This window comes from Okeania sp. SIO2B3 (assembly GCF_010672525.1).
Lineage (GTDB): Bacteria > Cyanobacteriota > Cyanobacteriia > Cyanobacteriales > Microcoleaceae > Okeania.
Genome location: NZ_JAAHGH010000007.1, coordinates 1 through 23,374, shown reverse-complemented (window position 1 = coordinate 23,374; position 23,374 = coordinate 1). Strand labels below are relative to the sequence as shown.

20 protein-coding genes and 1 pseudogene are annotated in these 23,374 nt (G+C 34.8%); 15 read left to right on the top strand and 6 right to left on the bottom strand.

The features are described 5' to 3' along the window. Window positions 1-557: 557 nt before the first annotated feature. Window positions 558-1,181, top strand: a complete 624-nt coding sequence (locus tag F6K15_RS08560; protein WP_293059758.1) for a hypothetical protein — start codon at window positions 558-560, stop codon at window positions 1,179-1,181. Here the strand turns inward: F6K15_RS08560 and F6K15_RS08555 are convergent. Together F6K15_RS08555 and crtE are read right to left on the bottom strand one after the other, a co-directional pair. Continuing rightward, the gene (locus F6K15_RS08555; RefSeq protein ID WP_293059755.1) at window positions 1,171-1,632 is read right to left on the bottom strand and encodes a divergent PAP2 family protein; all 462 of its coding nucleotides are present in this window, start codon (window positions 1,630-1,632) and stop codon (window positions 1,171-1,173) included. The genes F6K15_RS08560 and F6K15_RS08555 overlap by 11 nt on opposite strands. A gap of 9 nt (window positions 1,633-1,641) precedes the next feature. Further along, window positions 1,642-2,583 (bottom strand): geranylgeranyl diphosphate synthase CrtE, encoded by a 942-nt coding sequence (crtE, locus tag F6K15_RS08550; RefSeq protein WP_293060167.1) that lies wholly within the window; start codon window positions 2,581-2,583, stop codon window positions 1,642-1,644. A 174-nt stretch (window positions 2,584-2,757) separates the two neighbouring features. Between crtE and F6K15_RS38200 the strand changes: the two genes are divergently transcribed. The 3 genes and pseudogenes from F6K15_RS38200 (at window position 2,758) to F6K15_RS08540 (ending at window position 4,891) form a co-directional block, all read left to right on the top strand. Further along, window positions 2,758-2,976, top strand: coding sequence for an SDR family NAD(P)-dependent oxidoreductase (locus F6K15_RS38200; protein WP_363267586.1), 219 nt, complete (start codon window positions 2,758-2,760; stop codon window positions 2,974-2,976). Beyond that, a pseudogene (locus tag F6K15_RS08545) lies at window positions 2,963-3,499 on the top strand (SDR family oxidoreductase). Before F6K15_RS38200 ends, F6K15_RS08545 begins: the two are co-directional and overlap by 14 nt. A 429-nt stretch (window positions 3,500-3,928) precedes the next feature. Further along, window positions 3,929-4,891 carry an L-histidine N(alpha)-methyltransferase gene (locus tag F6K15_RS08540; RefSeq protein WP_293059751.1) on the top strand — a complete coding sequence of 321 codons (963 nt, stop codon included), beginning with the start codon at window positions 3,929-3,931 and terminating at the stop codon, window positions 4,889-4,891. 798 nt (window positions 4,892-5,689) lie between these two features. Here F6K15_RS08540 and folD read toward each other — a convergent pair. Next, complete coding sequence (gene folD, locus F6K15_RS08535) at window positions 5,690-6,553, bottom strand: bifunctional methylenetetrahydrofolate dehydrogenase/methenyltetrahydrofolate cyclohydrolase FolD (protein WP_293059748.1); 864 nt, start codon at window positions 6,551-6,553, stop codon at window positions 5,690-5,692. A gap of 1,083 nt (window positions 6,554-7,636) precedes the next feature. On the opposite strand from folD, the gene F6K15_RS08530 reads away from it, so the two are divergent. The 7 genes from F6K15_RS08530 (at window position 7,637) to F6K15_RS08505 (ending at window position 11,191) form a co-directional block, all read left to right on the top strand. After that, entirely contained in the window at window positions 7,637-8,050 is a 414-nt protein-coding gene (locus tag F6K15_RS08530; RefSeq protein ID WP_293059746.1) for a DNA-binding protein, read from the top strand. After that, window positions 8,037-8,477 carry an NUDIX hydrolase gene (locus F6K15_RS08525; RefSeq protein WP_293059743.1) on the top strand — a complete coding sequence of 147 codons (441 nt, stop codon included), beginning with the start codon at window positions 8,037-8,039 and terminating at the stop codon, window positions 8,475-8,477. The genes F6K15_RS08530 and F6K15_RS08525 overlap by 14 nt, the downstream gene beginning before the upstream one ends. A gap of 838 nt (window positions 8,478-9,315) precedes the next feature. Next, entirely contained in the window at window positions 9,316-9,468 is a 153-nt protein-coding gene (locus F6K15_RS38195; RefSeq protein ID WP_363267537.1) for a hypothetical protein, read from the top strand. A 42-nt stretch (window positions 9,469-9,510) separates the two neighbouring features. After that, complete coding sequence (locus F6K15_RS08520) at window positions 9,511-10,173, top strand: DUF4351 domain-containing protein (protein WP_363267535.1); 663 nt, start codon at window positions 9,511-9,513, stop codon at window positions 10,171-10,173. A gap of 31 nt (window positions 10,174-10,204) precedes the next feature. Further along, complete coding sequence (locus F6K15_RS08515; protein ID WP_293059740.1) at window positions 10,205-10,504, top strand: DUF4351 domain-containing protein; 300 nt, start codon at window positions 10,205-10,207, stop codon at window positions 10,502-10,504. 98 nt (window positions 10,505-10,602) lie between these two features. Further along, window positions 10,603-10,866, top strand: a complete 264-nt coding sequence (locus F6K15_RS08510; protein WP_293059737.1) for a DUF4351 domain-containing protein — start codon at window positions 10,603-10,605, stop codon at window positions 10,864-10,866. Between the two features lie 25 nt (window positions 10,867-10,891). Continuing rightward, window positions 10,892-11,191: a DUF4351 domain-containing protein gene (locus F6K15_RS08505; protein WP_293059734.1), complete on the top strand. Its 300-nt coding sequence runs from the start codon at window positions 10,892-10,894 to the stop codon at window positions 11,189-11,191. Between the two features lie 244 nt (window positions 11,192-11,435). Here the strand turns inward: F6K15_RS08505 and F6K15_RS08500 are convergent, their stop codons facing one another. Beyond that, window positions 11,436-15,557 carry an NACHT domain-containing protein gene (locus F6K15_RS08500; RefSeq protein WP_293059731.1) on the bottom strand — a complete coding sequence of 1,374 codons (4,122 nt, stop codon included), beginning with the start codon at window positions 15,555-15,557 and terminating at the stop codon, window positions 11,436-11,438. A 233-nt stretch (window positions 15,558-15,790) separates the two neighbouring features. On the opposite strand from F6K15_RS08500, the gene F6K15_RS08495 reads away from it, so the two are divergent. Continuing rightward, on the top strand, window positions 15,791-16,105 hold the full coding sequence (locus F6K15_RS08495; protein ID WP_293059728.1) for a hypothetical protein: 315 nt from the start codon (window positions 15,791-15,793) through the stop codon (window positions 16,103-16,105). Between the two features lie 420 nt (window positions 16,106-16,525). Continuing rightward, window positions 16,526-17,266, top strand: coding sequence for a methyltransferase domain-containing protein (locus F6K15_RS08490; protein ID WP_293059725.1), 741 nt, complete (start codon window positions 16,526-16,528; stop codon window positions 17,264-17,266). A gap of 644 nt (window positions 17,267-17,910) precedes the next feature. On the opposite strand, the gene F6K15_RS08485 is transcribed toward F6K15_RS08490, so the two are convergent. Continuing rightward, complete coding sequence (locus F6K15_RS08485) at window positions 17,911-18,345, bottom strand: hypothetical protein (RefSeq protein WP_293059722.1); 435 nt, start codon at window positions 18,343-18,345, stop codon at window positions 17,911-17,913. Between the two features lie 631 nt (window positions 18,346-18,976). On the opposite strand from F6K15_RS08485, the gene gnd reads away from it, so the two are divergent. Then, complete coding sequence (gene gnd, locus F6K15_RS08480; protein ID WP_293059719.1) at window positions 18,977-20,398, top strand: decarboxylating NADP(+)-dependent phosphogluconate dehydrogenase; 1,422 nt, start codon at window positions 18,977-18,979, stop codon at window positions 20,396-20,398. 606 nt (window positions 20,399-21,004) lie between these two features. Here the strand turns inward: gnd and F6K15_RS08475 are convergent. Continuing rightward, entirely contained in the window at window positions 21,005-21,190 is a 186-nt protein-coding gene (locus F6K15_RS08475) for a hypothetical protein (protein WP_293059716.1), read from the bottom strand. Window positions 21,191-22,535: 1,345 nt separating this feature from the next. On the opposite strand from F6K15_RS08475, the gene F6K15_RS08465 reads away from it, so the two are divergent. Continuing rightward, window positions 22,536-23,374, top strand: an 839-nt coding sequence (locus F6K15_RS08465; protein WP_293059714.1) for an RNA-guided endonuclease TnpB family protein, incomplete at its 3' end; no start/stop codon positions are given.

Sequence of the window (23,374 nt, the reverse complement as noted above, 5' to 3'; positions counted from 1 at the left end):
CCTTTTATGCTAACATGCATGAGGGTTTTAGACTGAAACAAGCGCACCCCTTGGGAATCAAAGAAGGCTAAAACCTTTAGTTGTCAATGGTTTGAAAATTAATCAGCAAGCCCTAATTATAGAATTCTTAACATATACTATATAATCGGATTCTATATCAGAATCAATTGGATGGGGATTTCAATATCTATTGCCTTGAGGTGGAAATTACAGCGCAATTCATTTAAGTAGACTACAAAATTCTTTGAGGTTAGGCAGTAGGAGAATGTTTTGATCGCTGTATTTTATCTACAAGTTGAAAACTGCTATATAGAGTTATCCCAATATCTTCTGTATTAGGCCACAGTTAGAAAAACATTTCCCTGGCTAAAGTTCATCATCAGCATAAGTCCCGAGAAGCCTTTTCCTGTGCTATATAATCTATCAAAATTCTCCCTCCTCTCTACGGATGTTGTATGTAACGTCCCTACTACTTCCTATTTCCTATTTTGTTTTTGGCCATGAATCATACTCGACTGCAACTCAATAAATTCTGCTTGGGGGGGCTGAAAGCTTTGATGGCCTCAGTTTTTTTGTTTTTTTCATCCTTGACAATTGATACTAACTATGCTCTTGGTGTAGAAACTTGTCAACCCCCTGCTAGTGACGAATACTTACTGGTAATAATTACAGAGACATCAGCAGCTCAAGATATAGTTAGGAGGAGTTTACCACCAGATATTATCATCGAAGTCTGTCGCTACATAGACCAGACTGTTAGTAGTATCCGAGGTTTTGATGATCAAGATGTGGCTAGTGATTGGGCGCGTTATATTCAGGACATTGTAGGGTTATCTGCTTATGTAGTTAGACCTAGTGAAGAAACAACTCCATCAGATACTCCATTACCAGCGCCTCCAGAAATAGGATTTAATCCTCAACCTCTGGGTACGGGTTATGCCGTTTTAGTAGATTATAATAATCAACCAGAAATTGCTCTACAGTTAGAAAGAAGTTTAGGGCGTAATGTAGGTTTAGTTGCCTATGGACAAAAACCTTTCTTATTGGTTACATATACTAAGAATAGGAGATCTGCTACAAATAGTTTGTTCAACTTAAGCGATCGCGGATTTTTAGCTTTTGTTGTGGATAGTAGTCGAGTAACATTAATTAGTCCTAGAATTAAATCAATCAATAACTAAAATTAAAACTAGCAATCCAAGATACAGCTACTCCTAAAACAAAACCTGCTATTACCTGTACGGGAGTATGGCCTAATAACTCTTTGAGGCGGTCTTGACTGAGATGGTGGTCTTCTTGGAAAAATTCATCTATAATTTGATTGAGAATTCGTGCTTGTAGTCCGGCCGCTTGACGAACTCCGGCTGCATCATACATTACTATGATGGCAAAAACTAAAGCCAGTGCAAATTCTGGGCTCCCCCAACCTTTTGCTTGACCCACTCCTACTGCCAGTGCAGCTACAAATGCAGAATGAGAACTGGGCATTCCTCCTGCTGTGACTAAAGCCTGTAAATTAATCTTACCATTTTGAACTAACTCCACCACTACCTTGACAACTTGGGCTATTGCACAAGCTAGGAGAGCAACCCATAGAACATGGTTATCCATGATTTCGCCAATATTCTGCATATTGTACTCCTAGTTACTGCGACTAACAATAAAATCTGCTAAGGCTATTAATGGCATGGCCTTTTCTCCAAAAACTTCTAACTCTGTCTTGGCATTCTTAATTAGTTTTTGAGCTTGAAACCTAGATTCTTCTAATCCCCAAATAGCAGGATAGGTAGCTTTTTGAGCTTCAATATCCTTTCTGGCGGTTTTCCCTAGCTCCTCTGTCGTGGCAGTAATATCAAGAATATCATCAACTATTTGAAAAGCTAGGCCAATATTTTGAGCATAACGGGAAAGTCTTTGTAGATTAGCTTGGGAAGCGTTGGCAAGCATAGCTCCACATACTACGCAAGCTTCTAGAAGAGCACCTGTTTTGTGAGTATGGATAAAATGCAGTGTTTCTTCAGATACCTCTGAAAGTCCCTCTGAAGCTAAATCTACGACTTGGCCTCCGACTAACCCTGCTGCTCCCACAGCTTTTCCGAGACGAGCTATTACTTGTAGCACTTGCTGTGGTAGGACATTCTTAGTTTGAGTAGCTACAAACTCAAAAGCGTAACTTAACAGACCATCCCCTGCGAGGATAGCAATATCCTCACCATAAACTTTATGATTTGTTAATTTACCTCGGCGATAGTCGTCGTTATCCATTGCGGGTAAGTCATCGTGGATCAATGACATAGTATGGATCATCTCTAATGCACAGGCAGTAGGCATTGCCATTTCTATATTTCCACCTGATAATTCACAACTAGCCAAGCAAAGAATTGGACGTAACCGCTTACCACCTGCTAATAGGGAATAGCGCATCGCCTCATAAATTTTCTCTGGATAGACTACGGTGATAGAATTGTCCAGAGCTTTTTCAACCAGAGCTTTTTGCTTTGCTAGATAGGTAGATAGGTCAAAAGTTGTATCTATTTGAAATTGAGGGAGCATGGGATTAATATTATGGCCACTATTTGGCATTAGCACCATCGATTATACACTTTATTGGTGGAAATCCTGAAAATTTATTTGTTTGAAGAAGAAAGCAAAAAGGCAGAAAGAATTTATTATTAAACGCTTGACTTTTTAATAAATATATTATATTTTTAAATTATTTTTAATTTTATTTTTGTTGACCAACAAGAAGTTTACTAAATAACTGGAGCTTCTGATGGCATTGGTAGAAGTTTAGCTATAAAGTGTGCTGGAATTTGCAAAACACTTACCTTAGTTGCTCGCAATAGTTCGGGTAAGCTTGATGCACTGAAAAGTGAGTTGAACAGCAGTTCTACGGAAGTCAATATTCACTCCATGGACTTGAATGACTACTCACAAGCAGAATCCCTGATCTCCTCTATATATAAATACTGGTAATCAGATAGATGTATTCGTGAATAGTGCAGGTGGCAGTCATGTATACAAAGAGTTTGAGGAGATGTCTTTTGAAGATATCTCTACAATTTTTGACACTAATGCACGATCGCCTATTTTTTGGATGCGGACTTTACTTCCTAAGATGCGACAGAATAAACCTGTTCAACCTCACGAAAAACTTGGACAGATAGTGTTTTGATCTTCTAGATCTGCGGAAAGGACTTTACCAAGATTGAGCGTTTACACCATGGCCAAAGGAGCTATAGAAAAGGTTTGTCAGGCATTACGCAACGAATACTCTCGTCATAACATCGTTTTTACCCTAATTAATCCTGGTTCGATTAACACCTCTTTTACCAGTCAATGGGAACAAGCAATTGCAGATATGCATAACAATGAGTCCATGACCATTGATGAAGTTGCTGACTTCATCATTTTTGCATTGAATGCGTCTTTTGCTACCAATAACATTTCCTTTGAGTCCGTGAAGCAGTGGAGAGATGAACTGGGTGTTTTAAAGTAGGTAAATTTTAGGACTTTACAGCGCTTTTCACATTGATGAACCACATCTTCACAAACAAAACCTTGTAGGGACTAACCATGGGAACCACCCTACTGTGGTCTACCCAAATGAAAACCGCTGTAGGGAGTAGGGATTAGGGAGTAGGGAGTAGGGGAGTGGGGGAGATTAAATATTGAAGTAATTATAGAATTATCAACATATACTATATAACAAGATTCTATAATCACGCTTCCTCAAAAGTGCTGTAATTTTGGGTCTGCGTAAAAGTAACCTTTGAAATTGAAAAAGAATAAAAAGTTACTGCCAAAGTCCTTAGACAAAACCTTAGAAGTAATTATTTATTAGTAATTGCTGATAGCTGAATGCTTACGTGGAAAGAACCAAATAATCAAATCTTTCGGAATAACTAATCTTTCGGAATAACTAATAATGGAATATATAGAAGCTGAAAATTTACGCCAACAGCTAGCAGATGGGGTAGAGAATCTTTGGATACCATCACCCAAGTTAAAATATTATGAAACTGGAAGTGAGCTGTTAGAGATTATATTGTCGGACGAAAAATATTACTTAGCTAGAAAAGAGCAAGAGTTGATCGATCTACATTACAGATCGATTATGGATTTTGGTGACTACTCATGTAAGCACACGATCATCGATTTGGGTTCCGGTTCGGGGAAAAAGACACTTCCTTTTTTGAAAGAAGCGCTAGAAAGGTTTCAAGGTGTTTATTATGTTCCTATTGATACGGCACAATCTGCAATCGATCTCTGTCATAAAAACGTTGAGACAGAATTTCCCGGATTACCTGTCATCTCTTACACTGATTCTTGGGAAATTTGTATGAAAAGTGATTTTTACAATCGTTTCAGAGATACTAATATCACTGTATTTTTACTTGGATCTACTATTGGCAACTTCTCAGAATCAGAGAGTTTAGCATTTATCAGCAAATTTATGGATATATTCTCTAGTATAGAGAATTCTAGGCTTGTAGTTATATTCGATAGTGCACCTTCTGAACATAAATCGGTTGAGGTTATTGAAGATGCTTACAATAGTGAAGCAATGGAGAAGATTGACTGGCACATGATAAAAATGATCAATAAGTATCTTGAGATAGATATTCCATTAGATAAGTTGAAGCGTTGTTCAGAATTTGACCATAGCCAGAAAGCATTAGTACGTTGGATGGAGCTTACTGAAGATTGCACAATTTCGTATACACCTAAGAACCAGAAGTTAAAACTACTTCGGAAAGGAACACGAATACAAACAGAAATTTCTCGAAAATATAGTCAGGAAGATATTGTTATGATGCAAAAAAATGCCTTGACAAAAATTTGGATGACACCTGACTATTATTATATGTGTGCAGCTTTTCAGCCATAGCATTGAATGGCTCCGATTTAAAGTAGTACAGAAGGTAGAAAAGAAATTATTTGGAATCAGGTGGAAGATACAGTCGTAGTTGAAATATAACTTCCAGTTTCCCTTTTTTTATTCAATATTTATTCCTTCTTCCCTCTTCTTTAACTCACATTCCGCACTAATTAGAGTTTGCTGAAAAAGTCTTTTAGCAGGGGTAGGAGACAGGAGACAGGAGAAATGGGAATGAGCGAGGAAGTAGTAGTAAGAATTGTAAGAATGATTTTTCTGCCCAACTATACACCTAAAATACTAACTTTTTGAGCGTTTTAGGCTGAAACAGGCGCACTTTTTAAAGGCCCCAAAAAGGCTAAAGTATTTATATGTCAATGCTTTTAGATTTAATCAGCAAGCCCTAATTATTAATTATTAAATAATTATGGTTTAAAGCCTCCCCTTTTATATACAATCCGGTTATACAGTATATGTTTATAACTCTATCTACACTTTCTCGCCTTAAATCTCCCCATCCCCCCATCTCCCCATCTCCCCATCTCCCCATCTCATATAATAAGTATTCAACCGGATTTGATATTAAGGGGAAAAAAGCGGTCGTTTTGCTACGCAACATGTTTGCGGAGCATTCCGTAGGAAAAAGCGAAGCTTCCCAAAGGGTGGGATGGCAAGGTCTCGGAGCCATACCCAATCGACCAAGAGAAGAAATAATATTTCCTTATATTCAATTCCGTAGCGGTTAAAACCCGAGGTAATTATCAATTATCAATTATCAATTAATGAATTCTCCCCCACTCCCCTACTCCTCTACTTAAGTAAACTACTCCAACGTTCTACAGTATTTTGTAATAAGATCGCTACAGTCATCGGGCCAACTCCACCAGGCACGGGAGTAATAAATTCTGCTACCTCCGCTACAGAATCAAATTGAACATCTCCCACTAACCGACTATTGCCTGCCTCATCTGTGACTCGATTAATTCCTACATCTATTACTGTTGCTCCTGGTTTGACCATTTCCGCCGTAATCATTTCTGGCCTACCAACTGCTGCTACGAGAATATCTGCATTTCTGGTTATGTCCTCCAAATTCTGAGACCGAGAATGAGCAATAGTTACTGTACTATTAGCTTCTAATAACATTAATGCCATTGGTTTGCCGACCAAAATACTACGCCCCAATATTACTGCTTGTTTTCCCTGTAATTCTATTTTGTATTCTTGCAACAAGCGCATCACTCCCGCAGGAGTACAACTGCGTAAACCTTTTTCACCTCGGAGCAGTTGACCTAAATTCATGGGATGGAGTCCATCTACATCTTTACTGGGGTCAGTTTGGTAGAGTAAAGAAGTAGAGTCTAAGTGTTCTGGAAGAGGTAGTTGGACGAGAATGCCATCTACTTCTGGATTTTGGTTTAATTGTTGAATTACTTGTGTTAATTCAGCTTGAGATGTTTGGGTCGGAAAATGTTTGCCGAAGGAGGATATCCCTACTTGACTACAAGCTTTTTCTTTGTTGCGGACATATACTGCACTGGCAGGGTTGTCTCCTACCATTAATACTGCTAACCCTGGAGGACGACCAATTTTGCTTTGCAAAGTCTGAACTTTTTGTTGGAGTTCTGCTTTGATTTTTTTGGCCAGTGCTTTACCGTCTAATTTATTTACCATGGTTATTTCTTGTTTGAGTTTTGCTTTTAAATTTCTGTATCGGAATAGATTTCTTGATTTTAATTTTTGATTTTTAAAGTATATTTTCTTGTCAACACAAAAATAATAGTATGGTTATTAGTATCTAAAAGTAGATTTTGTGATGTTTTAAGTAAATAAAAATATTGTTGAATTTTGGGCACTAAAAGATTCAATATAGAGTTAAATATTTTATTGGTATTATGGAACTATAAAGTATTTTTATTTGAAGACTAATATTTTAGTGGAATCTAGGGTAATTTCAGTGAAAATTTAACAGTTATCAGTATCTCAGGTTTAAGCTGGAGGCTTGAAATACTGAATTTTCTTTTTGATCTTCTTGAAAGGACAGGTTTGATACCTTATTTCTTTAGTCAGGATGAAAGAATTCAACAATTAATAATTAACAATTACCGAAAAATTGTGGGTATGCGCCTCTCTTTTTAAAGGGATAAAAAAAAGAGACTATTCCTGATATCAAGCCTCTTTATTGCTGAAGGACGCAGTTCCTCCGGAGGAGGCTAACTGATAGCTGATCACTGATAACTGAAATTACTTCTCCTTCAAAAAAGATGTTTTTTTCTTTTTTATCTTTGATGGGTAGAGGCTTTAAAGCTTAATTTTTCGGCGAGATTAAAAAAAATTATAGCAGTCAAAGCAAAGGTTAGGATATAACTAAAGCTGAAAACTCAGACAACGCCAGATTTCTTATTCTTACTTCTTCTTTCTTTCTTCTGCTATAACTCTAAATTTTAAGTATGATGAAAGTGATGGAAATAAATTTTATTTTTTTTAGTAATAATTATAAAACAATAGTTTAAATAAGGAAAAAAAGTTTTGATGAGAACCAGGGAAGCCATTCAGGAAGTCAGAAGTCAGAAGTCAGGAGTCATAAGTTATTTTTGTAACGGGAATTTGAGCCCCCTTCCAAAAAGATTTCGCCTTAAAAGGCGGGGTTTTAGACCGAATTATTTTGAGAAAAATGTATTGAGAATGAATTTATTAAGGATATTGCATAAATTTCCATTGAGCTTTCTGTTTATTCCTTCTTTCTATTTAAATCCATTGTTTAATAAATTCAAAACTATTCTGATTCTGTTATTAGTAACAAGTTTAATTAGTTGCGGAAAAATTACAGAAACAGCTATTAAATTAAATCTGAATGTGAGTCGAATTAGCAAAATTCAAACAAAGGGTAAAATTGATCGTCAAGTATATTTGAAAGGAACTGTAGAAAGTCAAGCTCCATTCTTAGAAACAGGTGCTTATGAATTAACAGATGATACTGGCAGTATTTGGATATTTACTACAGCAGAATTACCAGAGGTGGGAAAAGAAATAACAATTAAAGGGAAAATACGTTATCAAAGTATTGTGGTTCCCGAATTAGGAAACCAGGATGTGGGAGATTTCTATGTAGAAGAAATAGAACGATTAGAAGTTGAAAATTCAAATCAAGAAGAAAATGAACAACAATAATTTACCTCACGTAGCGATCGCTATTCTTTACCGAGAAGGAAAATTTCTGATGCAACTCCGGGATAATATTCCAACTATTCTTTATCCTGGTATTTGGGCTTTTTTTGGAGGTCATCTCGAACCTGGAGAAACAGCAGAAGTGGCTTTGAAACGAGAATTAGCAGAAGAAATAGGTTATGTACCTGAGACAGTTTCGGAATTTGGTGTTTACTCTGATGTTAAGGTTGTTCGTCATGTATTTTATGCTCCTTTAACTGTGGAATTAAAAGATTTGGTTTTGGGAGAAGGTTGGGATATGGGGTTATTAACTCCAGCAGAAATTAAAGCTGGTAAAGCTTATTCTGAGAATGCCGGAATGGAGCGATCGCTTGGTGAATTTCATCAAAAAATTCTTTTAGATTTTATTGACAAATATGGCATAAAATAATAGGAGTCAGGAGTCAGAATGAATGGCTTTAATAGCAGTTTTTAGGTCTGAATTTATCTTGTTAGTCCAAGAAATATCTCCTATAAAGTATTTGAATTACCCTTATTATTTGTAACATTTTTTTTTCAAATTGGTATTAGACATCTCCTCCAAAAGAGGGAACAAGAAACAGGGAGAAGTAATTGATAATTTATGGATAAGAATTAATTTGATTTTTTATTATCGTACTCTTATTCATTAATTCTTTCCCCCTGCTTCCTACGACCTACGGACGTTGCATGCAATGTCCCTACAACTTTTATGGAGATGTCTATTGATAAAATACTAAGATTAGCAAAATACTGAACTAACCTATTATTTTGGCATACGATAATACTTTTGACTTCTCTCTCAGTTAAAACACAAGAGATTCTAAGCGGATGTTCCGAATCAGGTCAAAACCACGATTCTCAACGTTTCACACTTAACTGTCACCGACAATTCGGTGGTGGCAGTCAAAAACCACCTAGACGCTCTAACATACTGATAATTAATACCATATGCTTTACGCTTACTTTTGATGATTAATCCTTTCAGAGTGGTTTTACTCAAAGAGCGAGCTATAAATCCCTATCTTTGCTGCCTGCTTGTCTGTTGCCTTGGTCTTGGTAGCGACTTATGTCCTACTTGTTTCCTTCTGACAGGAATTTCACCCCTACTAGCAAAGGTTCATGGGGACAAACCTTGTTCTTACTCCCATGAATATACTATCTCATATTTTGGATACAGGAGATTAAAATCTCCAACTTGTTTTTCATCGCCTGAAGCTTGATGGCTTTCAACTGCCAAATTTAAATATTTGGCAGAAACTTATGCCCCAAATTTTGTCCGTTGGTTACTGGGAATTAACCCTAGTAATGTGCAGGTAATAAAAACAGAAATTATTCCTGAACCTATTCGTTCTGATGCTTTGATTTTGCTACAAATTGATAATAAAATATTGCATCTATAATTTCAAACTTTCCCTTACTCTAATCCACCTATTCCCTATAGAATGCTCAAATATTGGACGCTGCTTTATGGGCAATATTTGTGTGATATTGAGCAAGTTGTTATCTTTTTAAAAGAGACTAGCTCAGAATTAGCTTTTCAAAATAAATTTAAAAGGCAAAATACTCGCCATTCTTATCGAGTAATTAGACTTTGGGAGGAAGATTCGGCACCTTTTCTGGCTGATAATGCTTTATTACCATTAGCAACTTTAACTAGTAGTGAAAGTCCGACAGGTTTATTGTCAGAAGTAGCAGATAGAATTGGTAGAATAGAAGAGCCAGATCGACAAAGAAATATTTCTGCTGCTGCGGAAATACTAGGTGGTTTAAGATTTGATAAAAATTTAATTCGTCAACTTTTGAGGGAGGAAATAATGAAAGAATCTGTAATTTATCAGGATATTCTCCAGAAAGGAGAAAAAATTGGTAAAAAGCGTGGTGAAAAACGTGGCGAAAAACGTGGTAAAAAACGTGGTTTGCAAAAGGGAAAAGCTAAAATAATTAAAATAGTTATCCGTTTTATAACTCGTACTTTGGGAAATATTCCTGAAGAAATAGAAGCTAAAATTCGGAGTTTATCTATTTCTCAGTTGGACAAACTTGCAGATGCTCAGTTGGATTTTACTTCTCTGGATGATCTGATTAATTGGTTAAGTAAATATTAGAATTAAAAAGCTCGTTTTGAGGGAGGAAATAATGAAAGAATCTGTAATTTATCAGGATATTCTTCAGCAAGGAGAACAACCTGCTTTTCAAGTAGGTTTTGAACGTGGTTTTGAACGTGGTTTCCAAAGAGGTTTTGAACGTGGTTTTCAAAAGGGACAAGCTAACATAATTTTCCTTGTTATAACTCATAGTTTGGGAAATATTCCTGAGGAAATGGAAGCTAAAATTCGGAGTTTATCTATTTCTCAATTGAATAAGTTAGCGGTCGCTCAATTGAATTTTACTTCTATGGATGATTTAATTAGTTGGTTAAATGAATCTGAAAATTAATTAGTAGTTTTGTCAATCTGGATTTTGAGTAATTTGATTACTGAAGAGTTTAATATTCTGATTCAAATTCCTTTTTCATTTGAATAGAATGATAACAAATGCAAGAATCTGTAATTTATCAGGATATTTTCCAGACAGGTTTTGAGCGGGGTTTCCAAAGAGGTTTTGAACGGGGTTTAAAACAGGGAATAGCTAAAATAATTATCCGTTTTCTAACTCGTAATTTGGGAATTATTTCTGAACAAATGGAAGCTAAAATTCGGAGTTTATCTATTTCTGAGTTGGATGAACTTGTAGATGCTCAGTTCAATTTTACTTCTATGGACGATCTGATGAATTGGTTAAGTAAATCTCAGAATTAAAAAACTCGTTTTTAGGGAGGAAATAATGAAAGAATCTGTAATTTACCAGGATATTTTTCAGGAAGGAGAACAACGTGCTTTTCAAGTTGCTTTTGAACGTGGTTTTGAACGTGGTTTCCAAAGAGGTTTTGAACGTGGTTTCCAAAAGGGGCAAGCTAAAATAATTGTTCTTGTTTTAACTCATAGTTTGGAAATTATTTCTGAAGAAATAGAAGCTAAAATTCGGAGTTTATCTATTTCTCAGTTGAATGAATTGGCGATCGCCCAATTAAGTTTTACTTCTCTGGATGATTTGATTAATTGGTTAAATGAATCTGAAAATTAATTAGTAGTTTTGTCAATCTGGATTTTGAGGAATTTGATGACTGGAGAGTTTAATATTCTGATTCAAATTCCTTTTTTATTTGAATATAAGGGTAACAAATGAAAGAATCTGTAATTGATTGGGATATTCTCCTGTTATGGCAAAAGGAAAAAGGAAAGACTGAAAATTTTGGCGTTATCTGAGTTTTGAACTTTTGATATTTCCTAATTTTTCCTTCGACTGCCATACTTAAAGATATTTCAGTTTAACTAACAATTTCCTGGTATCTTTCCATTGCTATACTTAATACTGAACTGCTATAAAGAGCAGGCTTTTTTAAAATTTCTTCTAGTAATATACGCCACTCCAGATTTTTTTCTCGTTTCATTATAATTTTTTGTAGGAATTTATTCCAAGCTTTTTCTTCTGCTTCGGTTTTCGGATTTTGCAAATTATCTAAAATTAGATTTTGGTATTGTTTTTGTTCTACAGGATAATCTGACAAAGAGAGAATAGCAATTCCAATTAGTCGATCTTTTGTATCTTCTTTTTGAATAAATTCAATTCCTGAATGAACATCTATATAAATATGCAAATCTAATTCTCTTGTCCTTATAAAATAAGGTGAATCGCTTATTAATTTTAAAACTAATGCACTTCCAATACTCACTAATTTATTACTGTGGGTTAGTAATGATTTTAACTTGGGAATATGTTCATCATTAAAAGCATTAAAATCAACATACAATGAGAAATCTATTTCTACTTCTATTAGGTAAGATAGTGCAAATTTAGTAAAAAAACGAGTTGCTAATTTTTCTATATTAGTATCATAATCCAGAAATTTTAAGAATAGGTTTAAAGTTAGATTAAGAAGATGAGTAGAGGGAGATTCAGAGTATTTTTCAACAAATAATTCTAGAATTTGGTGTGCATAATTTATAACCTCTGAAGAAAATAACCAGTCTCCTATAAATATTGCATCAAATGATTGATGTGGTTTTCCTTTCTGTTCAATCTCTTCCTCCAGAGTAGCTACTATTTTTTGTCCTTGTTCTGGAGAGCATTGAAATTCTGCTAGTGCAGAAGGTGATAAGTTAATAGTTAATGTAATATATGCTCCTACTAACTTATCTAGCTTAACTCCTATTTTTCTAGCAGTAGGAATAAGCTGAGGTAAAAATTCGTCTAACCCAACTTCTATTAGTGAAGAAGCAAGAAATTTTTGTTTTTCTGCCTCATCAGATTTATGCAAAAATTCTTCAATTTCTTTGTATATTTCTTCAGCAGTAGATTTTTGAGTATCACCATCCAAAAAATTGGCAAAATTGGCGAGTTTACTTTGTTGAGCAGTATTTACTTCTAAAGCTAAAGTTAATAAAGGAAAATCATTATTTAGCTCTGAAGTAGACCATAATTTATAAAAGTATTCTGGTAAGGGTTGATTGTTTTGAATAAATTCAATAAATGATTGTATATTTTGTTTATTAGGATGATTAATTAACCAAAACACTATCCACAGTATTAGCTTTAGTGGCAAAATAAAGTCATGATTTTGTAATAGTTTATCAACTAAATTAACTGTTTCATTATGAGTATCTGAAAAAGATGAAGAGAAGTCCGGTTTAATTATATTCAAGCTATGGGAAAAACCATTTATTTCAATCTCTAAGTCAGAATAGCTACTGTATGTACAGTTGGCTATTATTTGACAAAATTTTAATAACAAAATTAATTGTTCCCCTAATATTTTAGGATTTGTAAATTGCTTGCCTAGTTCTTCTAAATAATCTAAATAATGTAGACTTTCTAAGTCATCTAGATAGTCTTTACTTTTTTCAAGAATTACCTCTGAAAGTTGTAGAGCTTGAGGTTCAGAAAGCGACCATATCTTTAATATTTTATTGTAGTTATCTGTAAACAAAATTTGAACTACTATATCTTCATCCTCTATCCAATATGACCAATAATTTTGTAAACGCTCTACCATCCATGAAGGATCTGATTGATATGATAAAGCAATCTTTAAACCAGATAAAATTAAGTTCTTTTGTTGAGTTCCCAGAAGTTCATCAATTTTTTCTTTGAGAAAAGACTCTTGCTGAAAATATCTGCCATAAATATCTAAAGCATTTTCCCAACAACTTTCTGGGAAATTTTTGCCGTTAAATTTCCTTTCTAGAATTATCCGCAAAAGAATATCTTTATCCTGCTGAGATAACTTTTCCAGATAATAAATTAACAGACGCTTTTGATAATCTGTTAATCCCGTATCTAAAACTTCTAAACCATATTCAATCAAATTATGCTGTAAATTACGATTTTGACTACTCAAAAAACCATCTGCTGCTATCTGCAAAGCAAACCAAGCACCAGGTCTTAAATAATGATTTTGATTTTTATCTTTCTCCACCGAAGGACTATCTACAGGACGACAAACTTTACTTAAAATTCCCTCAGCTTCTTGACCTGATAACCTGGCAATTCTACCCGCTAAAAACAAACACACATATTGCCAATGTCCTGAATTTTTTGTCGCAATTTTTTCCCGCAAATCTTCAAACTTATTGCCATTCTTAAAAAGATAGACAGCAGCAAAAAATTCTTGAAAAGACCTAAGCTCAAAACCAAATAATCCTTTTTGCGGTTCAACAATTAATACCAGTCTTTGTCGAGCATCATTAACAAACCTATTGATTTTCTGACTAATATCTTCATCCGATGAAAAATTATCATTTTTTCGTAATACTTTTTTAACTGCTACTCTAAATTCATCCTCTGATAAAAGAGATTGAACATTCTTATCCGAAGCAGCACGTTCGTGTAAAAAATATCCTAAATAAGCATGAGCATCAAGAATAATTTGGTCATTACTTTTGATTAAATCTTTATCCTTACTTTTTTCTCGTTTGAGAATAGTATTCCAATATTCATCAAATAAAGCTTCCCTTTCTCCCGGAGGTCGTCCGCCATTTTTAATAATTAGTAAAATGATAGTTACTTGCAAAGGAGTCTGCAATAAATGTTTAATTCCTTCGTCTTGCTGACACTCTTCAAGTGTTTCTAAAATTCTTACTTGTTCCCCTTGGAGAATTTCTCTAGTTTTTACCCATTTTTGAGAATATTCTTTTATCTGTTTAGTTGTAAGTGGTAATAATTCCCAATGCAGAAATATTGTCGGGTCAAACTGTTGTTTATATTCATTCGGACGAGAAGTTGCCACTACTTTTAGATTAGCTTTTAGGTGTTTTGCCCAATCTAAAAAAGTATAAATTTCTTCCAGCATTTTTTCTTGTAAACCAAAGTCAGAAATTTCATCCAACCCATCCAAAATTAATAGACATTCCTTCCTCTCAAAAATGTCTTGTATATTAGCTGGAGAAATTTCTCCTGGTCTGACCATCGCTTCACCCATTTCTATAGCTAGATAATTTTCTAAACTAGAATTTTCAGGCTTATTCGATAACCAATGAGCAAAATATTTCAAAATTACTCGAAAAGGAATTCTAGAAACTTCAATACTTTCCAGAAACTCATAACTCTGATTCAGAAACTTTGCTCGATAAACCTGAGCAAGTTGTTGACCTAATGTAGATTTACCTTGACCAGGACCCCCAATAACTACAACTTTCTGATAACTTTCTACTTCTTTTGTCAGATATTCCATTGCAGGAAAATCATCCTTTTTCTCAATAGAAAAATTTTCTTCAACCCCGACTCTTCCCCTAAATTTCCTATCTACTCCATCCCAATTTTTCAAAGTAAGATCGATGAAAACTTTTTGGAGTTTAGTACGACCTTCTCCTCCTGTTTCTGGTTCTCCAGCTTGGTCTAATTCTGCAAACTTATCACTACTAAAAGATTTAGAAATAAATTTTATAAGCTTTTGTTCTAGACCTGGTTCTAATTTTCTGTTTTCCAGATGAAATTGTTGTTTTTGCCTACTAGAATTAACCTCTTTAGTTGTAACTTGCCTTCTCTGTTTCCAATTTTTCCAAGTTAACTCTAAATTGTTCAGATTTTCTGGCTTTTTCTCACAATGCCAAAGAGTAAAAATCAAACTCCTGATACCTTTCCTTTTGTCACTCTCCAGACTAACTTCTTCTACAATTCCTAATTTTTTGAGGCGGTCAATTGTATTCTGAATCTCACTCTTTTCTTTATCAGCTTCTGGACTATATTTAGAATTAATTTTTTCATTCAGTAAACAAGCTAAAACTTTGAAATTTGTTTGGATAAATAATTTCGGGCGATCGCTATTTTTATCTCGCCATTCAGTGAATAATTTTTCACCTTCATAATTCGTCAAGCTGTAATCTAATAGAAATTCGATTAATTTTTTAGCTCGTTGCAGGGGAACATCACCCCAGTTCTCTGTTCGTGGCATATTTTATTCAATTAATTCATTATTTAAGGTTTGGGTTGTTTGGGTTTATTTGTACCTAACCAAAACTTTAACTAGCAACTTTTTCAGGAGAAAAAAAAGGTTTGGGTTACTCCCAAGCTTCTCCCAAGCTGAATACTATTATTTTAAGCCATTTATAGGTAAATTCTTAACCCCCTTGTCTTGGGTTAGTATCTCCCTTTTATGATTAGGATGTAATTCAACAGATAAAAATTATGAATAATTACATTTCCCAGACTACAACTAATAATCAAAACTTCACCTCTACCACAATGGAACAACTCGTAATTCAAGAACGCCTGCGTCAAGCAAAATTAAGCTTTAATATTGCTCTAACCTTAACTATAATTAGTGCCATTATCAGCGTAGCAGGTGCAGGACTTTTACTATCAGGAAAAACTTCTGAAGGAACAGCCACAACAGCAGGCGGACTTGCTTCACAAATTGTCAGTATCGGTTTACTAAAAATGACTAAAGATACGAATGAAAGACTCGATAAAATAGCAACTGAATTCCAAGACGAAGATTAGAAGAAAGCAAAGATTGGTAGACAAATATTTATCAACTCTACTAAAATTATCTGATACCAAATTTTGATGAAGCTGCATATAACTAGAGCTTCTAAAAGTATTGTCTTGCTTAAGTTTATTCTGTGCAACTTCACATTAACAGGACTTACGCACAAAAACTAAATCTAGTAATACCATTTCTCTGTAACAATGCACTTAATAATTATTGCTCAGACCTTATTAAACTGACTATTCTCATCTTTATATTAAGTACAACTTCATGGATAAATGGTATAAGGGCGAATGCCATTTGCTAACGCAAAGCTCCGCTTTATATGTTGCGGAGCAAAACGCCATATGTAGGGGCGTTTTTAAGGTGAATTTGCGTAAGTCCTAATTAAATTGGTATAAGATATTTGTATATTTAATCAATTCTGAAAAATGAGTCAAAACTATCAAGTCTGGACAAAAGCAGACCTTGCACAAAAATATCTTTCTGGTGTCAGGAGTGCAATTCCTTTAGCTACTGAACAAATTGAAATTATCCTGAGAATTATTCAGGCAACTAAACCTCAAGTAAATAACTTTTTAGACTTAGGTTGTGGTGATGGTATTTTAGGTCAAGCAATTCTCAGTCAATACCCTAATTCTCAAGGAGTATTTTTAGACTTTTCAGAAACAATGATTGAAGCTGCAAAAAGTAAAATTACTGATAATTATCTAGCTAATTTAGAATTTATCAATCAAGATTATGGTTTGCCAGAATGGGTAAATAAAGTTCAGAAAAAAGCACCATTTGATGTAGTTGTCTCAGGATTTTCTATTCATCATCAACCAGACATCAGAAAACAAGAAATATATCAAGAAATTTACCAATTATTAAAGCCAGGAGGATTATTTTTGAACTTGGAACACGTTGCCTCCCCATCTAAATTAATTGGGCAATTATTTGATGAATTATTTATTGATTCTCTCTATGCTTTTCATCAAAGTCAAGACAAAAATAAATCTAGGGAAGAAATTAATCAACAGTATTATAACCGCCCAGATAAAGAAGCAAATATTCTTGCTCCTGTAGAAACTCAATGTGACTGGTTAAAAAAAATAGGTTTCATTCATGTTGATTGTTTTATGAAATTGTTTGAATTAGCTTTATTTGGTGGAATTAAACCAGAAGTTTAAATAGAAGGAAGAGGGAAGAAGGAAGAAGGAAGAAGGAAGAGGGAAAAATATTGCTTTGTCTGAGTTTTAATACCAAATTCAAAAAAGGTCGTTACAGTATTACAGGGCTTTTCAAATTGATGAACCACATCTTCACACATCAAACCCAGTAGGGACGTTTCATGGAACATCCCTACTGTGGTCTACCCAAATGAAAACCGCTGTAATCTCTAAATTCCGACCAGCAGAGAAAACCACTGTAGGGCTTGCTGATTAAATCTAAAAGCATTGACATATAAAGACTTTAGCCTTTTAGGGGTCGAATTGCAGTACCTGGTTTTTAGCTCTTCACGCTCAAAAAGGAGCGTATTTTAGGCTCATAGTTGGGCAGAAAAATCACTCTTACAATTCTTACTCCTACCTCTTCGCTCATTCCTATTTCTCCCCTCCACCGGAGAGGTTAGGGGTGGGTTGTCTCCAGTATAGCTGTCTCCTACAAAGAGCAAAAAAACTTTCCATACGCAAACCCCACTGTAGCAATATTTTATGAAATTGGTATAAGGCAAAATGTTTTTGGAGGGAGGCTCAAAACCCCATTACAAAAACAACTTCTGTACGTCGCCAATCCGACGGCTCCCCTATTTGACTTCTGACTTCTGACTTCATTAACCCTGACCAGTTAAGGCATCTGCAAACGGATCGGGCAAAGCTTCTTGTACTTCCATATCTTCATTCTCTTCAACAGATAAATCATCACTATTTAGATTTTTTTTTAAAATATTTTGATTGTTTTGGTGCCGACTAAAATCTTGTAATCTTACTAACTCCTGTTGATAAACATAAATAATTTTTGCCAGAGACTCTGCCACTTCATTCCAACTTTCATCATCTACAATTTTTTCAGCAATACCTTGAAATAAATCTCCACTTTGATTTTTTTGAACATACTCCCTCAATAATTTTCCAGATTTTTGTAAAGCAGCCTGATACGCTTCTCCATCAGACCACCAAAGTCCGGGCTGATTCAATAACCAAGTCAAAATATATTCCTGAGCGTGTTGCTCTTTTACCCAATTAGCAAGATACTTTAATTCATCCATAAATTACCCCTTTAATTATACCAATTATCAATACTAATACTATGTTTAATTAGACTTTCAAATAAGCATTTTATCACGGTTGGTATTAAGACTGAATGTAAGTATTTCCTGGGTCATGCTGTGCAAACAGCTATTAGCCATCAGCTATTCTCCTGCCGAGGAACTGCCTTAACAGCAATAAGACCTTGTACTTAAGAATGGGGTTGAAATTAATACAGATTTTTGAGCTGAATTCTGTAGTAAAATTTTTTGTTTCTCAATTAATAAAGCTTTGATCGCTCACTAAAAACAATAGCTGATAGCTGACCGCTGTTTGCGCAGCATTCCGTAGGAAATGCCTACGAATGAATTGATTGATACAGAATTATTAATCTGTATTAGATATCTCCAAAAATTAAAAATAGAATCAATTCTTATTCATAAATTATCAATTACTTCTCCCTACTTTTCTGTTTCCTCTTTTCTGTTCTGGAGAGGTTTATTAAATAGGCTTTTTTTGTATCAACCTATACTTGAAATCTTAAAAAAAACCTGTACTAGAAAAAGTCAAAAAAAAACACCTGTAATCTAAAAACTGTACTTAAAACTGTACTTAAAATTTAGTAGAGAAACTCAGGGAAGTCAAAATATTATGGGACAGCAAAAATTTGGTGTTATAGGTCTAGCTGTAATGGGAGAAAACCTAGCTCTCAACGTAGAACGCAATGGATTCCCCATCTCCGTATACAATCGCAGTAGTGATAAAACTGAGAAATTTATGGCAGAGCGGGCACAAGGTAAAAACGTCCATGCTGCTTACACTCTAGAGGATTTTGTCCAATCTCTAGAAAGACCCCGTAGAATCTTAGTCATGGTAAAAGCAGGAGGACCAGTTGATAAAGTCATCGAACAACTAAAACCCCTCCTAGACAAAGATGATATGATCATTGATGGTGGTAACTCCCTCTACGAAGATACAGAACGTCGCACTAGAGATTTAGAATCCACCGGATTAGGTTTCATGGGTATGGGAGTTAGTGGTGGTGAAGAAGGAGCCTTATGGGGACCTAGTTTAATGCCAGGGGGTACAGAGGCTTCCTACAAAGAGTTAGAAGCAATTTTAACTAAAATAGCAGCTCAAGTTGATGATGGTCCTTGTGTCACTTACATCGGTCCTGGTGGTGCTGGTCATTATGTAAAAATGGTACACAACGGCATTGAGTACGGCGATATGCAGTTAATTGCTGAAGCTTATGACTTGTTGAAAAATGCTGTTGGTATTAGCAACGAACAACTCCATGAAATCTTTGCTGAGTGGAACAAAACTCCAGAATTAGAATCATTCTTAATTGAAATTACCGCCGATATTTTCACCAAGAAAGATACTGAAACTAGCAATCATCTAGTTGATATGATTATTGACTCTGCCGGACAAAAAGGTACAGGTAGATGGACGGTAATTAATGCTTTAGAGTTGGGTGTTGCTGTTCCAACTATTACCGCTGCTGTTAATGCTCGAATTATTTCTGGGATTAAAGATGAGCGCGTAGCAGCTTCTAAAGAATTGACAGGTCCGACTGGTAAGTATGAAGGCGATGCCCAAGCTATGATTAACAAAGTGCGGGATGCTTTGTATTGTTCTAAGATTTGTTCTTATGCTCAGGGTATGGCTTTGTTAGCTGCTGCATCCAAGGAATTTAATTACAATCTGAATTTGGGTGAGTCGGCGCGAATTTGGAAAGGTGGTTGTATTATTCGGGCTGGCTTCTTAAATAAAATTAAGAAAGCTTTTGATGAAAATCCTGGTCTACCTAATTTATTGTTAGCACCAGAATTTAAGCAGACTATTCTCGATCGCCAAGATGCTTGGAGAGAAGTTGTTGCTACTGCTGCTAATTTAGGATTACCTGTTCCTGCTTTTAGTGCTTCTCTGGATTATTTTGATAGTTATCGTCGAGCAACTTTACCTCAAAACTTAACTCAGGCTCAACGGGATTATTTTGGCGCTCACACTTATGAGCGTACTGATAAGCCTCGTGGTGAATTCTTCCATACTGAATGGCCTAGTAAGTAATTCCTTCTATCTGTTTAACAATTAGGCGATCGCTCTTTTACTAAATCAAATAGGAGCGATCGCTTTTCGCTATATCTATAGGAGGGATTAGGGAGTAGGGGGAAATAATTAATAGATATCTCCAAAAATTATCAAGCACTTACTGTAACTATCTTTTGGGGAACGATAGCGTACGCTTAACCGGAGGTTATCGCCAGCTACTCCAGATAGTCATTTTTTACGGGCTTGATAGTATTACAGATAGTTGCTGTTAATTATTCACCATTGATATCTAGTTCTTTATGTCTTTTTTTTAGAGCAAAAATTATGATTGATAATAATATTAATACTCCTATTCTTAATCTTACTAAACCACATATTGTTCAAATTAATTTTTCATAATTACTATCTTTCAATCTGAATCTTTCTCGTGCCACTCGCACATATTTTTATCAGTCTTATTATCTGTTCTACAAATATTCTTTTTTGAGCTTTTTTTTGATTCCCTTTACTTTACCAGGACTTACGCAAAGACACTATACATAGCGCATAACCAACAGAGCTATCGCTATAATTTTTAGAGAGCGAACGCCAAGTATTTCTTAGCCTTTATCTATTGAGAAAAACTTAAATAGCTATCATTTTAATGGTAGGATGTTTGATCTCAGATACTAGATATTTAGATAGTAATTGATCTTTGAGTTGATAAATAGTTTTTTCCAAAATTTCAGCTACTTTTTTCAAATGATTCCAGACCAACATAGAGCAAGCTTTTCTATTTTTTTGAATTTTTGCCAGACGACATTGACACAATTCTATTCCTGTTAACTGCTTGATTCTGGCGTGAAATTCTTCGATTTTTCATCAAGGAAAGCGACTCGGATTCTACATCATCTGTAGAAGATTTACTTAAGTCATTAGTAACAATATATTCTGTTCTATTGGCAGAAATAGTAGCCCAGAATAGCTTAACTTTTAAACCTATGACTTTTTTTGCTTTCCTGAATCATATTTTTTCTGTTTTTCATCATTTTTTAGCCTTTATATATCCTGCTCTGTACTATCAACTATCAATTATATTTCTGTCAAAGCCTATGCATATCCATAAATATTCCTTTTTTTTTCCGAGAATTACTCTAGTAAACTAGATGGTAATAATTCCCTCAAAATATCTATCCAAAGCGTGAAAAATATTATTTGCTGTTAACTCACTAACTCGCTTAGATTGCTCCTAGTAATTGAAATGTTGGTACATGATGCAAATAATATAGAACCCCTGATCGTATCTTTTCTGGAAATACAAAAGTTTCAGGAAAGCCGTTTTAAGGAGTCTAAAAACTATAAGGGTTCAGGAAACCGAAAAATTGTGAAAAATGACTGCCAGAATCATAAAACCCAGATGGGTATTGGACTTGTAATTTGTTAAATAGATCCCAAATGGCTTCTATAAGGTCAACATTATCTCTTCTGCCTTGCTTAAAGACTTTTTTCTTCCTCCCCCTGCCTTAATTAATCTTTTTTCTTGGCTGGCGTTCGCGTTAGCGATGCAGAGCATTATCGCCTGTCTTTTTTTTTCTTCAACTTTTTGAGCATTTTCTATTAATTTTATTACTTGTTAATCTGTAATACCAAAAATTCTTTTTGTTTATGAGTGGATGGTTATAAATATATTCTAATACATGATTCATTTGGAAACAGGGTATATATATATTGAGCACTACAATTTTACCTTAATTTTTATTTTGGAGAGGTCTAATAGAATTATCGCTAAATAGAGGAAAAAAATCGCTCCAACCTAGACAGAGCAATAATTCTAAGTTTTTTTTGCCAATGGCTACAATCCTTATAAAACAAGGTTTTTGGGGATTTTTTAAGTTAGAAAGCGACAAGTCTAATATAGAAGTTGCGATCGCAAAGCCTCGGATTAGCAGTATTCCACTGCGTCAAACAAAGTTGGAAGGCAGTTGGTTAGTGGCGATACTGCTGACGCAACGCTCCGCGAATGCGCTCCTTGGCATAAGAATAAATAGGCAAATCAGGGGTCAAATCTGCTCTGACCGAAAAATTGGGTTTCAAGCCTCGCCCATAAGCGGGCGACTTTTTAGTTGATTTTTGTTGATAAGTATGTTATGCTATTGTTAGGAGCAAAAGTCAAGTTATGAAAGCTAGATTTAAGTACCGTATATATCCAACGCCGGGACAAAAATACCGATTAGCCAAGCTATTTGGCTGTGTCCGTGTGGTTTGGAATGATAGTCTAGCTTGTTGCCAACAGAAGTATAAATCGGGAGAAAATAAGCCCACTAATTCTGAACTACAAAAGCTTTTTATTACTCAAGCTAAAAAGACTGAATGCAGAGAATGGTTGTCAGAGGTTTCTAATATACCACTGCAGCAGTCCTTGAATGATTTAAACCAGGCTTATCAAAACTTTTTTAAATCAACTCAAGGCCAGAGAAAAGGTAAACCTGTTAAACCTCCTAAATTTAAAAGTAAAAAGTCAAAGCAAACTGCTAGATTTACAAAAGGAGGGTCTAAAATTGGTCAACACAAAGTTTATTTAGCCAAGATAGGAAAGCTGAAAATAGTTTGGTCAAGAGAGTTACCTGCCGCTCCATCATCAGTAACAGTAATTAAAGATTCAGCTCATAGATATTTCTTAAGTTTTGTCGTAGAAATACAACCAGAAATCTTACCTCAAACTGATAATTCAGTAGGTATAGATTTAGGTATCAAAACCTTTGCTACATTTAGCGATGGTACAAAAGTGGATGCTCCTAAACCACTCAAAAAACGAATTAAGAAGTATATAAAGTTAAGTAAGTCATTATCTCATAAAACCAAAGGCTCAAAAAGGTATGAAAAAGCACGGGTTAGAGTAGCTAAATTCCATGCCAAGCTGAAAGATACTAGGATAGATTTTCTGCATAAATTATCTACTAAAATAATTCGTGAAAACCAAACAGTTGTTTTAGAAGATTTAAACGTTTCTGGTAT

Excerpts from the sequence above, each read along its gene's own strand:
- F6K15_RS08560 (WP_293059758.1), top strand. The coding sequence starts at position 558 with ATGGCCTCAGTTTTTTTGTTTTTTTCATCCTTGACAATTGATACTAAC.
- F6K15_RS08555 (WP_293059755.1), bottom strand. The coding sequence starts at position 1,632 with ATGCAGAATATTGGCGAAATCATGGATAACCATGTTCTATGGGTTGCT.
- crtE (WP_293060167.1), bottom strand. The coding sequence starts at position 2,583 with ATGCCAAATAGTGGCCATAATATTAATCCCATGCTCCCTCAATTTCAA.
- F6K15_RS08540 (WP_293059751.1), top strand. The coding sequence starts at position 3,929 with ATGGAATATATAGAAGCTGAAAATTTACGCCAACAGCTAGCAGATGGG.
- folD (WP_293059748.1), bottom strand. The coding sequence starts at position 6,553 with ATGGTAAATAAATTAGACGGTAAAGCACTGGCCAAAAAAATCAAAGCA.
- F6K15_RS08525 (WP_293059743.1), top strand. The coding sequence starts at position 8,037 with ATGAACAACAATAATTTACCTCACGTAGCGATCGCTATTCTTTACCGA.
- F6K15_RS08520 (WP_363267535.1), top strand. The coding sequence starts at position 9,511 with ATGCTCAAATATTGGACGCTGCTTTATGGGCAATATTTGTGTGATATT.
- F6K15_RS08515 (WP_293059740.1), top strand. The coding sequence starts at position 10,205 with ATGAAAGAATCTGTAATTTATCAGGATATTCTTCAGCAAGGAGAACAA.
- F6K15_RS08510 (WP_293059737.1), top strand. The coding sequence starts at position 10,603 with ATGCAAGAATCTGTAATTTATCAGGATATTTTCCAGACAGGTTTTGAG.
- F6K15_RS08505 (WP_293059734.1), top strand. The coding sequence starts at position 10,892 with ATGAAAGAATCTGTAATTTACCAGGATATTTTTCAGGAAGGAGAACAA.
- F6K15_RS08500 (WP_293059731.1), bottom strand. The coding sequence starts at position 15,557 with ATGCCACGAACAGAGAACTGGGGTGATGTTCCCCTGCAACGAGCTAAA.
- F6K15_RS08495 (WP_293059728.1), top strand. The coding sequence starts at position 15,791 with ATGAATAATTACATTTCCCAGACTACAACTAATAATCAAAACTTCACC.
- F6K15_RS08490 (WP_293059725.1), top strand. The coding sequence starts at position 16,526 with ATGAGTCAAAACTATCAAGTCTGGACAAAAGCAGACCTTGCACAAAAA.
- F6K15_RS08485 (WP_293059722.1), bottom strand. The coding sequence starts at position 18,345 with ATGGATGAATTAAAGTATCTTGCTAATTGGGTAAAAGAGCAACACGCT.
- gnd (WP_293059719.1), top strand. The coding sequence starts at position 18,977 with ATGGGACAGCAAAAATTTGGTGTTATAGGTCTAGCTGTAATGGGAGAA.